Origin of the sequence: Streptomyces sp. SAI-135, assembly GCF_029893805.1 — a bacterium.
In the GTDB taxonomy this organism is placed as follows: Bacteria; Actinomycetota; Actinomycetes; order Streptomycetales; family Streptomycetaceae; genus Streptomyces.
Map to the genome: position 1 here is coordinate 5,044,798 of NZ_JARXYP010000002.1, position 12,098 is coordinate 5,056,895.

The 12,098-nt window shown below is 73.1% G+C and carries 11 protein-coding genes; all 11 read left to right on the plus strand.

Features of this window, described 5'->3' with window-relative positions:
- Positions 1-12: 12 nt before the first annotated feature.
- The 11 genes from M2163_RS27390 (at position 13) to M2163_RS27440 (ending at position 12,009) form a co-directional block, all read left to right on the plus strand.
- On the plus strand, positions 13-1,488 hold the full coding sequence (locus M2163_RS27390) for a transposase (protein WP_280895293.1): 1,476 nt from the start codon (positions 13-15) through the stop codon (positions 1,486-1,488).
- A complete protein-coding gene (locus M2163_RS27395) occupies positions 1,488-2,741 on the plus strand; it encodes an MFS transporter (protein ID WP_280895294.1) in 1,254 nt (417 codons plus the stop codon). The genes M2163_RS27390 and M2163_RS27395 overlap by 1 nt, the downstream gene beginning before the upstream one ends.
- Positions 2,742-2,764: 23 nt before the next feature.
- Positions 2,765-3,520: an SDR family NAD(P)-dependent oxidoreductase gene (locus M2163_RS27400; protein WP_280895295.1), complete on the plus strand. Its 756-nt coding sequence runs from the start codon at positions 2,765-2,767 to the stop codon at positions 3,518-3,520.
- Between the two features lie 53 nt (positions 3,521-3,573).
- On the plus strand, positions 3,574-3,876 hold the full coding sequence (locus tag M2163_RS27405) for a YciI family protein (protein ID WP_280895296.1): 303 nt from the start codon (positions 3,574-3,576) through the stop codon (positions 3,874-3,876).
- A gap of 55 nt (positions 3,877-3,931) precedes the next feature.
- The gene (locus M2163_RS27410) at positions 3,932-5,320 is read left to right on the plus strand and encodes a PLP-dependent aminotransferase family protein (RefSeq protein WP_280850192.1); all 1,389 of its coding nucleotides are present in this window, start codon (positions 3,932-3,934) and stop codon (positions 5,318-5,320) included.
- The gene (locus M2163_RS27415) at positions 5,317-6,591 is read left to right on the plus strand and encodes an ATP-grasp domain-containing protein (protein WP_280850191.1); all 1,275 of its coding nucleotides are present in this window, start codon (positions 5,317-5,319) and stop codon (positions 6,589-6,591) included. Before M2163_RS27410 ends, M2163_RS27415 begins: the two co-directional genes overlap by 4 nt.
- A 63-nt stretch (positions 6,592-6,654) precedes the next feature.
- On the plus strand, positions 6,655-7,764 hold the full coding sequence (locus tag M2163_RS27420; protein WP_280895297.1) for an LLM class flavin-dependent oxidoreductase: 1,110 nt from the start codon (positions 6,655-6,657) through the stop codon (positions 7,762-7,764).
- 643 nt (positions 7,765-8,407) lie between these two features.
- Positions 8,408-8,884, plus strand: coding sequence for a flavin reductase family protein (locus tag M2163_RS27425; RefSeq protein WP_280850189.1), 477 nt, complete (start codon positions 8,408-8,410; stop codon positions 8,882-8,884).
- A gap of 320 nt (positions 8,885-9,204) precedes the next feature.
- Positions 9,205-10,191, plus strand: coding sequence for a ScbA/BarX family gamma-butyrolactone biosynthesis protein (locus M2163_RS27430; protein WP_280895298.1), 987 nt, complete (start codon positions 9,205-9,207; stop codon positions 10,189-10,191).
- Between the two features lie 204 nt (positions 10,192-10,395).
- The gene (locus M2163_RS27435) at positions 10,396-11,103 is read left to right on the plus strand and encodes a Crp/Fnr family transcriptional regulator (RefSeq protein WP_280850187.1); all 708 of its coding nucleotides are present in this window, start codon (positions 10,396-10,398) and stop codon (positions 11,101-11,103) included.
- 135 nt (positions 11,104-11,238) lie between these two features.
- Positions 11,239-12,009 carry a hypothetical protein gene (locus M2163_RS27440; protein WP_280895299.1) on the plus strand — a complete coding sequence of 257 codons (771 nt, stop codon included), beginning with the start codon at positions 11,239-11,241 and terminating at the stop codon, positions 12,007-12,009.
- Positions 12,010-12,098 lie beyond the last annotated feature (89 nt).

Sequence of the window (12,098 nt, forward strand, 5' to 3'; positions counted from 1 at the left end):
GGGGAACGCGACATGGTGAGGGCGTTTTCCACGGTGGCTCCCGGGCCTGCCGCACCGCGGGTCCGGGCCGGCTCCCCGGACCACCCCGCCTTCGACGCCCTCGACGCCTTCGTCGCGGAGATCTTCGAGCGGCTGCCTCGCGCCGACCAGCGCAGATGGGCCCGCGTCTACACCCGGGGCCTGCTGACGACACCGGGCCGCAAGACGGTACGGCGGCTCGCGGCCTCCGTGTCGGACTCGGCCACGGCGGCCCAGGCCCTGCACCAGTTCGTCAACGCCAGCCCGTGGGACTGGGAGCCGGTCCGTGCCCGGCTGGCCGACTGGGTGGTCCGCAGGTCCGGTCCCCGCGCCCTGCTCCTCGGCACGGCGGTGCTGCCCAAGCGCGGTGACAGCTCCTGCGGAGTGCACCGGCGCTTCGTCCCGCAGGAGGGCCGTACCGTCAACTGCCAGGTGGGCATCGGCGCGTTCCTCGCCACGGACCGGGCGGCCGTTCCCGTCGACTGGCGGCTGCTGCTGCCCGGAGCGTGGTCCGCGGACCCGCGGCTGCGCGACCGGGCCCGCGTCCCCGAGGACACCGCCGGCACCCAGGACTCGGCCGCCGCCCAGGCGCTGGACCTGGTCGACGGGGTCGGCCCGTCCCGCTCCGGTGGCGCGGCGGGCACCGGCCCGGACGGCCTGCCGGTCGTCGCCGACCTGGTCGGGTTCGCGGACACGGCGGCGCTGACGGCCGGGCTCGCGGCCCGGGGGCGCCGCTTCGTCGTGGCCGTACCCGGTGACCTGGTGGTCCTGCCGGAACGGGCCATGTCCGCGGTGTCCGCGGTGGCCGGCGTACCGGGCGGGTCCGGCGGGTGGGCCGGTGCGTCCGGTGCCGAGGCCGTGCGGGGCGGCGGAACCGGGCCTGCGCGGGCCGGTGAGGGCGTGTCCCCCGTGACCCCCGTTCCCCAGGTTCCCCCCGTTCCCTTCGTGCCCTCCGCTTCTCCCCTTCGGGCCGTCGCCGGCGCTCTGCCCGGGCAGGCCGACCGTGGCGGAGTGCGGGTGCGGGATCTCCTCGCCGCCCAGGACGCCCGGCTCCCGGACAGGTTCCCGGGGGTGCCCGTCGTGGCGGTCCGGGTGCCCGGCGTTCCCCTTGCCCTGCGGCTGACCGTGGAGCGCCGGCCCGACGAGTCCGGCGGTGACCGGTTCTGGCTCACCGACCTCGTGGACCGGCCGGCCCGCGAGACACCGGCCCTGGCCCGGCTGTACAGCGGCGCGGCCGACACCATGCGGCGGCTGGCCGACGACTTCGGGCTGCGCGCCTTCGAGGGGCGCTCCTACCCCGGCTGGCACCACCACATGACGCTGGTCTCCGCCGCCTACGCCTACGGCACCCTCGGCCGCACCGGCCCGCCCCCCGCCCACCCGGCCCGCGCCTCGCGCGGACCCCAGCCCGGCCGGCCGCCGCGCCGGGCGCGGACCCTGACGACACCGACACGAACGGGATGCTCCTGATGGCCCTCCCCAAGGCGTTCTGGCTGCTGTGGTGCGGCCAGACCGTCAGCCGGCTCGGCACGCTCGCCCCCGCCTTCCTCGTCCTCTACCTGGAGCAGAACGGTCTCGTCGCACCCGGCACGACCCCGCTCGTCGTCGGCCTCTTCGGAGCCGGAGTGGTGCTGTCCGGGCTGGTGGGAGGAGCGGTCGCCGATCTGATCGGACCCCGCCGCACCATCGTCGCGGCCCAGCCGTTCACCGCCGCGATGGCGCTGCTGTTCGCCGTCGCCGACAACGTGGCCGCGCTGTGCGCGCTGTCGTTGGTCACCGGTTTCCTGTCGGCCGTCGACCGCCCAGCCGGGGCCGGGCTGATCTCCGCGATCGTGCCCCAGGAGCAGTTCTCGAAGGCGTACAGCCTCTTCCTGGTGGGCTTCAACATCGGCATGTCGCTCAGCCCCGTGCTCTCCGGGTTCCTGCTCGAAGTGAGCCCCGGCGCCCTCTTCGTCGTCTGGGCGGTCTCCAGCCTCCTGTACGCGGCCCTGGTGTTCGCGGTGCCCGTCGACCCCCGGCCGGCCCGGACCGACGACCGGCCCGGTGGCGTCGCGGCCGCCCTCGGATCGGCCGCGCGCGGAATCGCCGAGCCCTTCCGCACCCCGGTCCTGGTCGCCTTCCTGCTGCTGACCTTCCTGCTTGCCTGCATCTACCTCCAGGTCAACTCCGCGCTCCCGCTGGACATGCGGGACAGCGGGCTGACCGCCGGCGGCATCGGATTCGTCCTCGCCGTCAACGCCGTGCTGTCCGTCCTGCTGCTGCCGCTCGTGCCCCGGCTCGTCGGCGGGCTGCGACCGCACGTCCCGCTGATCCTGGCCGCCGCCTTCATGGCCGTCGGATTCGGCGCCAACGTCCTGGCCGACGGCATGGTCTCCTTCACGCTCGCCACCGTCGTGTGGACGCTCGGCGAGGTGCTGTGGGCCCCCATGTCCGCGACCTTCATCGCCGACCGGGCGCCCGCCGGCCGCAGCGGCACCTATCAGGGCTCCTACTTCTTCGCCTGGAACGCCGCGTTCGTCGTCGGCAGCCCCGCCGGTCTCGCCCTCGCCCACGCCCACGGCTACGGGGCCCTGTGGCTGTCCGTCCTCGGGCTCGGGTGCGCGGTGACGTTCGGCTTCGCGCTGCTGCCGCGTCTCACGGGCTTCGCCAAGGAGCCGGCTCCCCCGACCGACGACCTCGACACCGCAGAACAAGTGACGACCTCGACACCGCAGAACAGCTGACCCGAGAGACAAGGTGACCCGGCATGTCCGCACCCACCCCCCGCACCGCCCTGCTGATCGGCGCCGCCGGAGGCATCCTCAAGGAGGCCTCGCGCCGGCTGGCCGAAGAGGGCCACACCCTCGTCCTGTTCGACCGCGACGCGGCGGCCGTGCACCGGCTCGCCGAGGAACTGGGCCGGATCACCAAGGTCGAGGCCGTCGTCGGCGACATCACCGACATCCCGGCCGCGGAACGCCAGTTGACCGACATCGTCGACCGGTTCGCCCCTTCGGTCCTGGTCAACGGCGTCGGCGGCGACACCCGCGTCATCGGCTACGCCGACCTGACCAGGGACCACTTCGACCAGACGTACCTGGAGAACGTGGTCAGCAGCTGGATCGCGGTCAAGGTGTGCGCCCCGCGCATGGCCGCCGACGGCTACGGCCGGATCGTCAACTTCGCCTCGGCGGGCGGCCGCACCTACAGCCACTTCAACAACGCCGCGTACGTCGGCGCCAAGGCCGCCGTGATCGGCATGACCAAGCAGATGGCCTATGAGCTGGCCGGCACCGGAGTGGTGGCCAACGTCGTCGCACACGGCCCGATCGCGACCGACCGGGTGGCGGGCGCCTTCGAGCGCCGTACCGAGGAGTCCAAGAAGGACGTCATGTCCCGGCTGCCCATGGGGCGTTACGGCACGGTCGCCGAGGCCGTCGGCAGCGTGCTCCACCTCTGCTCCGAGAGCGCCGGCTACTCCACCGGTTCCGTCATCGACATCAACGGCGGCCTCTACATGTGAGCTCGCCACATGTGATCCCGGCTCCGTCCCCCACCCCGCCCCAGGAGGCCCCCATGGCGACGTTCGTCGTCGAATTCGAGTACAACGTCGACCGCGCGGGCCGGGAGCCCCTGCACCGCGCCCACACCGACTACCTGCGCACCCTCACCGACAACGGCGTACTCCTGCTCGCCGGCCCGCTCCAGGACACCAACGGCGGCCTGCTGGTCTACGAGGCCGAGGACCGCGAGCGCCTCCAGGAGATCCTCGCCGCGGAGCCCTACGTCCAGGGCGGCATCGTCTGCCACGTCCGCGTCCGCCAGTGGGCCCCCGGCAAGGGCACCTGGCTCACCGCGCCCGCGCCGTCGGCGGCCTGACCCCCGCATCCGCGCCCCTCCTCCCCGCCTGTGAACCCGGAAGGATCCAACTGACGTGTCCACTACGCCAGTCCGGCAAGCCCCCGCCCTGCGCCGCGAAGAACTGCACGCCGGCATCGTCGATCCGGACATGGACTCCATGCGCCTGCTCAGCGAGACGGCGATGAGGTTCCCCGAGGCCCTGTCGTTCTCCTCGGGTGCACCGCACGACGGCACCCACGACCTCGCCAAGCTCTCCTACTACGTCGACCGGTACATCAGGCACCTGCGCATGCGGGGCGTGCCCGAACAGCGCATCACCCGGCTGCACTTCCAGTACGGACCCGTCAACGGGTTCATCCAGGAAGAGGTCGCCCGCATGCTCGCGCGGGACGAGGACATCGATGTCGCGCCCGAGGCGATCATGATCACGCACGGCTTCCAGGAGGCCGCGCTCGTCGCGCTGCGCGGGCTGTTCCGCTCGCCCGACGACGTGCTGCTGTCCGTGTCCCCGGCGTACGTCGGCATCCGGGGCGCCGCCCGCATGCTCGACATCCCGGTCAAGGGCATCACCGAGGGCCCCGACGGCCTGGAGCCCGAGGCCGTGGCCGCCGCCGTACGGGCCGTACGGGCCGAGGGCAAGCGCCCCGCCGCGCTCTACCTGGTCCCCGACTTCTCCAACCCCTCGGGCACGGTCGTTCCGCTGGAGGCGCGCAGGCGACTGCTCGCGCTGGCCGCCGAGGAGGGCTTCACCATCCTGGAGGACAACCCGTACGGGTTGTTCGCGAGCGACGAGGAGCGGCTGCCGACCCTGAAGTCGCTGGACACCCGCGGTGACGTCGTCTACCTGGGCTCCTTCGCCAAGTCCGCGTTCCCCGGCGCCCGCCTCGGCTATCTGGTCGGCGACCGCGAGGTGGTCGGTGAGGACGGCGTGCGCCGCACCCTCGCCCAGGAACTCTCCAAGGCCAAGGCGATGTTCACGGTCGGCTCGTCCTCGCTGTCCCAGGCGGCGATCGGCGGCATCCTCGTCGACGCCGACCACGACCTGCGCTCCGCCACCCGCGATCTCGCCGCCGTCTACCAGGAACGGCTCACCGCCACCCTCGACGCCCTCGCCGAGCACTTCCCGCCCGAGCGGTACGCCGAGCACCAGGTGCGCTGGAACCGCCCGCGCGGGGGCTTCTTCCTGGTCGTCGAGGTGCCCTTCGAGGCCGACCTGGCCGCCATGGAACGCTCGGCGCGCGACCACGCGGTCAGCTGGGCGCCGATGAGCATGTTCCACCTGGAGGGCGGCGGCGAACGCGCCCTGCGCCTCGGCTTCAGCAACCTCACCCCGGCCGCGATCCGCGAGGGCATCGCCCGCCTGGCGGGGTTCATCGGGGCGGAGTCGGCGGCCGGGCCGGTGCCGGCGGCGGAGCCCGCGTCCCTGTCCGAGTTCGTGTCCGCATCGGAGGTCCACGTATGAGCACCGCGTCCCCCACGGGCGGCCCGCGCCGCGTCGCCGTCGTCGTCGACGGCTACTCCGCCGGCAACTTCTACCCGGCCGCCTTCGCCGCGTACGACACGGCCGTCGTCCACGTCCAGAGCACCCCGGAGCTGATCCCGGCGATGGCCCCGCCGGACCTCACCGCGTACGACGACACCCTCGTCGCCACCGACGAGGCCGCACTCGTCGACGTCCTGCGCGCTCTCGACCCGGTGTGCGTGATCGCCGGCCAGGAGTCGTCCGTGCCGCTCGCCGACCGGCTGAGCGAGGCCGTCGGCGTCCCGTCCAACGGCTCGGCGCTGTCCCCGGCCCGCCGGGACAAGTACGAGATGACCGAGACCCTGCGGCGGGCCGGGGTGCGCTGCGCACGGCAGTTCAAGACCGACGACCCGCAGGCCGCCGTCGACTGGGCCCAGCAGCACGGCAGTTACCCGGTGGTCGTCAAGCCGCTCAGCTCGGCCGCCTCCGACGGCGTCGTCGTCTGCGCCGGCCCCGACGAGGTCCGCGCCGCCGCCCGCAACGTCCTCGACGCCCCCAACATGTTCGGCGTCGCCAACACCGAGATCCTCGTGCAGTCCTACCTCAAGGGCACCGAGTACATCGTCGACACCGTCAGCAGCGGCGGCGAGCGCTATGTGTGCGGGGTCTGGGAGTACGAGAAGACGCTGCTGCCGTCCGGCAAGAACATCTACAACCGCGACCTGCTCGCCGACCCGGACGGCAACCCGGTCGTCGCCGCGCTCACCGCCTACGTCGACGAGGTCCTCGCCGCGCTCAACGTCGCCTGGGGACCGGCCCACGCCGAGGTCATCGTCACCGACGAGGGCCCCGTCCTGGTCGAGATCGGCACCCGCCTCAACGGCAACATCAGCGCCCCCTTCCACGACGTGTGCCTGGGCCACAACCAGGCGGCGCTCACCGCACAGGCGTACACCCGCCCCGAAGAGTTCCGCGCCCGCTACGGCGGCCGGACGTACACCAGGCTTCAGCCGGCCGTCGTCTACAACACCCCGACCGAGCTCGACGGGATCGTGGAGTCCGTCGACGAGACGGCGGTGGCGGAGATCCGCGCCCTGGAGAGCGTCTTCTCCGCGACGGTCAAACTCGCGCCCGGCTCCCGGATCAGCCCCACCGTCGACCTGCTGACCACTCCGCTGCGGGTCTACCTCACGGCACCGGACGAGACGACCCTCACGGCCGGCTACGAGAAGGTCCGCGCCCTGAAGGACGCGGTGTACCGCGTCGCGTGACGCCCCGCCCCTGCTTCCCCCTCTCCCTCTCTCTTTTCTTTCCTCGCTCTCAGGAGGCTCATCGTGCACAGCCGTATCGGTCTGTTCCTGTCCCCCGTCCACGAGACCGGTCAGGACCCGAACCTGGCGATACGCCGGAACCTGGACCTCGTCGAGTACGTCGACGACCTCAACTTCGACGAGGCGTGGTTCGGTGAGCACCACACGCTGGGCTGGGGCCTGGTCGGGGCGCCCGAGACCCTGATCGCCGCCGCCTCGCAGCGCACCCGCCAGATCAAGCTGGCCCACGGCGTCGTACCCCTGTCAGGGCACCACCCCTTCCACGTCGCCAGCCGGGCCGTGCACCTGGACCACCTGACCCGCGGCCGGTACATCCTGGGCGTCGGCCCCGGCGTGCCCTTCGACGCGAAGATGTTCGGCCTGGAGCAGCCGGTGCAGCGCCGCCGTCTGGAGGAGGCGCTGCCGACGGTCCTGGAACTCGTCAACGGCGACGAGCGGATCACCCAGCAGACCGACTGGTTCGACCTGCGCGAGGCCAAGCTCCAGCTCCCGCGGTTCTCCCCGCAGGGCATCGAGGTGGCCGTGGCGACCTCCGGCACCTCGCAGTCGAGCCCGCGCCTGATCGGCCAGTACGGGCTGAGCATGACGTCCTTCGCCCTGCCGTTCGCCCTGCTGACCCCGGGCGCGCCGGCGCACATCAACCTCGCGCACCAGTGGAAGTACGCGGAGGAGGCCGCCGCCGAGCACGGGCAGACCCTGGACCGCGACAAGTGGCGCATCGCGCTGCCGGTGCATGTGGCCGAGACCCGCGAGGAGGCCTACGCGGACGTCCGCGAGGGCTACGACCGCTGGCTGTTCGAGTACTTCGGCAAGGCGGCGGGACGCGAGGTGCTCAGCCCGGACGTGCCGCGGGAGCGGGCGCTGGAGGCCCGGGTCGAGGCCGGGGGAGCGCTCGTCGGCTCCGTGGACGACGTGGTCGCCGGCATCGAGCGGCTGCACGAGATCACCGGCGGCTTCGGCACGCTGCTCGTCTACGTCGCCGACTGGACCTCGTGGGAGAAGACCAACCGCAGCATGGAACTGCTGGCCCGCTACGTCGCCCCGCGCCTCACCGGCTCCGCCGCCCGGCCCCAGGAGGCGGTCGACTTCGCGATCGCCAGCCGCAAGGGGTAGGTGCGATTGGGGGGTTGAGGGGGCGGACGGGGGCGTCGGGGGCCGGGGGATGCGGGACGTGGGTCGGCGGGCCTCGTGGACCTCGTGGGCCTTGTGGACCTCGCGGGCCGGTGCCCTGGGGCCCGGTGGCCCGGGGTTCCGGGGGAGTCCGGGCCCGGGCCCGGAGCGGGGCCGTGCGGGTCGCTGGACGCGGTGGACGCGGTGGACCTTGCGATCGTCGACCGCCCACGGATGGGCTCCCCGCCGGGCCCGGAGCCCCTGGCCGGAAGCAGGCCGAGGGGGCCGTGGACCTGGCGATCCGCCGCCCACGGCAGGCCTCGGCTGCGGACAGAAGCCCGCCGGTCACCGCCGCCACCCGACCGTCCACGGTGAGGTTCCTCGGAGCTCGGAGCTCGGAGCCCTGGCCGGAGGGGGCCGTGGACCTGGCGATCCCGTCGCCCACGTCTTGGCCCCGCCTGCCCGTCCGCACACGCGACGCGCCGGGAGCCTCGACGCACCCACCCCGCCCGGAACCCACCCCCCGACACCCCGCGAGTCATCCCACCCGCCCCACCTCGCCCCGCCCCCCATGCCAGGCCACGCCACGCCACGCCCGGTCGGTCCGCCGGCCCGGTCGGGCGTCCAGTCCGAACGGAAAGAACTCATGCTGGAGCAACGCTCGTTCCGCGACATACTCGGCCGGTTCACCACGGGAGTGGTGTTGGTGACCGCCGACACCGCCGACGGCCCCAAGGGCATGGCGGTCAACTCCTTCACCTCCGTCTCCCTGACCCCGCCGCTGGTCGCCCTGTGCGCCGCGGACACCTCCTCCACCTGGCCGGCCATCCGCGAGGCCGGACACTTCGCCGTGACGATCCTCGGCGACGGGCACGCGGAGCTGTGCAAGCTGTTCAGCACCAAGGGCGCCGACCGGTTCGCCGGAGACGGTTGGTCGACGACCCGGGCCGGGCACCCCATCCCCGCCGACGGACTGGGCTGGCTGGACTGCCGTATCAGCACGCTCCACAGGGCGGGCGACCACGAACTGGTCATCGCCGAGGCCCTGGAGGGCGCCCTGACGGACCAGGCGGGACCGCTGGTCTTCCACGCGGGCCGCTTCACGGCGCTGGCGGCGGCCTGAGGAGTGCTCACCGGGGGCGGGGCGGGTCGGGCCGCACGACCGGCCCGTATCCCACGAGGCCCTGTGTCCCACCGGGCCCTGCATCCCCCCACTTCGGCCCACCCGACCCACCCCGCCCCGGTCAGGCCGGGCCAGGCCCGCCACCCGGCCCGCCGCATCCGGCCGGCCCGCCGCACCTCACACCGCCCGTCGCTGCTCGTAGCCGCCCGGCGCCACCGGACCGTGGTCACCGCCGCCCACGGTCCGGCAGGACCCGCCCGGTCTCGTCCGGCCCGGTCCCGGCCCCCGCACCGGTACGCCGTGCCCTCGCGTCGACGCCCATGAGAAAGGCAACCCGCGTGTCGCCCACCGACCCCACACCCACCCTTCCCCTGCCACCGGACCCCGGCACAACGGCCGACCTCGACCTGGACCTGGACTTCGTCCGGACCGCACCGCGCCACCTCGTGGCCCGCAGCGCGGTGGCCGAGGTGCTGATCACGGACTGGCGGCGACTGGGCCCCGACACGTTCCGGCTGGGCGCGCAGTGGCCACGCGCCCACCACTTCTACGCACCCGTGGCCGGCACCTGGTACGACCCCCTGCTCGCCGCGGAGTCGCTGCGCCAGGCGTCCGTCCTGGTCGGACAGACGTACTACGGGGTTCCGGCCGATCACCACTTCACCATCGCCGAACTGGAGTTCGAGGTGGTGCCCGGCGCCCTGCTCCTCGGCGCCCGCCCCGCCGAGATGCGCCTGGAGTTCACGGCCACGGACGTACGGCGCAGCGGCGGCACCCTGACCGCACTCACCCTCCAGGCCGACCTGCTGCGCGGAACGGACTTCGCCGGTGCCGGGCGCCTGACCCTGCGGATCTCGGACCGTCGCGACCCCGCCGCAGGGGAGGGAGGCGGGTACCCGCCCCTGCCGGACCCCGTCCCGCCCGCCGTCGTCGGCCGCCTGGACGCACACGACGTGGTCCTCGGCGTCCCCGGCCCGGCGGCCGGCCGCCGCGGCCTGACCTGGGACCTGCGGATCGACCCCGGCCACCCGGTGCTCTTCGACCACCCGGCCGGCGACGTCCCCGGCATGGTCCTCCTGGAGGCCGCCCGCCAGGCGGTCCAGGCGGCCTGCGCCCCTTACCGCGTCCTCCCCGTCGAACTGCGCAGCGCCTTCCACCACCCGGTGGCCCTGGCCACCCCCTGCCACATCTCCGCGACCCGCCTGCCCACCCAGGACGCCACCGAGGACGCCGCCCTGCGGGTCACGGCCTGGCAGTCGAACCGTCTCACCTTCGACAGCCTCGTGGTGGCGAGCATCTGCGACTGAGCCCCGCTGCGGCCCTTCCCGGACCAGCACGACCACCGGGGCCGGTTGCCCTTGTAAAGAACGCACATTCGGTCAATTCCCGCTACGAACCGAGAATTCAGGCCGTATGCCGCCCCGCTCCTGCGCAGGCGCACGCCTCGACGGCAGCATGGTCGGGCATTCGAGCGGCGCGGTGCGTCGCGGAGTGAAACGTCGGGGGTGCTGGTGAATCACGCGTGGCCGCCGTCCACCTTTCTCGGCCGGTTGCGGAACGCGACGCGCGAAGAACTCCTGGAACAGGGCACTCCGATCACCTACCCGGCTCATCGCGCCCTGCTCCAGCAGGGCGACGAGAGCCGGCACATCCTGTTGATCACCAAGGGTGTGGTGAAGGTCGTCGCCAGCGCCGAGAGCGGCTACGACATGCTGCTCGCCGTCCGCATAGCGGGTGACCTGGTGGGTGAGATGGCGGCCTTCGAGGAACGCCCCAGATCCGGCACGGTGGTCGCGTGCAGTGACGTGACCGCCCGGATCATCCAGATGCGGACGCTGGAGACCTTCCTCACCCGGCACCCGGACGCCATGCGGGCCATCCTCCACATGCTGTGCGCCCGGCTGCGCTGGGCCAACCGGCGCCGGATCGACTTCCAGGCCTACGACTCGCTGACCCGACTGGCCCGGGTCCTGGCCGAGTTGAGCCAGGCCTACGCCCAGCCCGTGCCGGACGGCGACGGAAAGCGCTGCGCCCTGGGCGTGACACTCACCCAGAAGGAACTCGCGTCTCTGGCCGGCCTGGCTCTCAACACGGCCGAAAAGAGCCTGGCCGCGCTGACGGCCAAGGGGCTGGTGGAGCGCAGTTACCGCAACATAACCATCTGTGACGTTCCGAAACTCCTTGAATTCGCCAAAGTCGTGGCCGACAACCCGTATTGATACGGGATCACTTCCCGCGCCCTCTCCTAGCCTCTCGGGCATGCGCTTCTTGGGCACTGTCTGCCCATCGCCTGCCCAGAGAGGAATGATCGGGTGGTTGAGTGGTCCGGGTTCCATCCCTGCATATGCATAGCCGTGGACGCCGAGGCCTACGGCGGCAGGAACGACCGTGGGCAGTCCGAGGTCCAGCACGACCTGCCCCGGCTCCTCGACCGGGCCGCCAGGGGCACCGGCCTGGACCGCGCACAGTGGCAGATCCAGCGCAAGGGCGACGAGCAGCTCGCGGTGCGTCCCCTGGACGGGACCGAGCCGCGCCTGGTCGACGACTACGTCCGCCATCTCGTCGCCGAGCTGCGCGCTCACAACGCCCAGCGGGTCCCCGAGGCCCGGATGCGGCTGCGGGTTGTCATCCACCAGGGCCTGGTGGAGCTGGCGGACAACGGCTTCGCGGGGACGGCCGTGGTGGCCACGGCACGTCTGCTCAACGCACGGGCGCTCTACGACGCCCTGGCCGCACACCCGGACGCCGGCCTCGCGCTGCTGCTGTCCGACGACGTGTTCCGGTCCGCGGTGGCGGGCGGTCACACCACCCTGACCGCCGCGGACTTCACCCGCGTCGCCGTCCAGGTGAAGGAGTACGAGGCCACGGCCTGGTTGCGGGTGCCCGAGCGGGGCGCACCGGCCACCGCCTCGCACGAGCCCGGGGCCGCGGAGACGGGGAAGCCCGCGGCCCCGGCGTCGGGGGAGCCCGCGGCGGACCGGAGCGAACCGGCCGCCGCGGGCGGGGCCGACAGCGCGGCGGCGATCAGCAACACGTACCGCGGCGACCGCATCAACGTCACCAACGTCGCCGGTGCCGTGGATGCCCGGGGCGCCGTGTTCGGCTTCGGGAGCGTCGGTGGCTGACACCGCGGATCCGGCCGACCGCCCGGCCGTACCACCCGTCCCCGCCCCGGACGAGGAGGTCGCACCGCCCGCGCCGGACGACAGCGAGG

Coding starts and splice junctions, on each gene's coding strand:
- M2163_RS27390 (WP_280895293.1), top strand. CDS start 13: ATGGTGAGGGCGTTTTCCACGGTGGCTCCCGGGCCTGCCGCACCGCGG.
- M2163_RS27395 (WP_280895294.1), top strand. CDS start 1,488: ATGGCCCTCCCCAAGGCGTTCTGGCTGCTGTGGTGCGGCCAGACCGTC.
- M2163_RS27400 (WP_280895295.1), top strand. CDS start 2,765: ATGTCCGCACCCACCCCCCGCACCGCCCTGCTGATCGGCGCCGCCGGA.
- M2163_RS27405 (WP_280895296.1), top strand. CDS start 3,574: ATGGCGACGTTCGTCGTCGAATTCGAGTACAACGTCGACCGCGCGGGC.
- M2163_RS27415 (WP_280850191.1), top strand. CDS start 5,317: ATGAGCACCGCGTCCCCCACGGGCGGCCCGCGCCGCGTCGCCGTCGTC.
- M2163_RS27425 (WP_280850189.1), top strand. CDS start 8,408: ATGCTGGAGCAACGCTCGTTCCGCGACATACTCGGCCGGTTCACCACG.
- M2163_RS27430 (WP_280895298.1), top strand. CDS start 9,205: ATGAGAAAGGCAACCCGCGTGTCGCCCACCGACCCCACACCCACCCTT.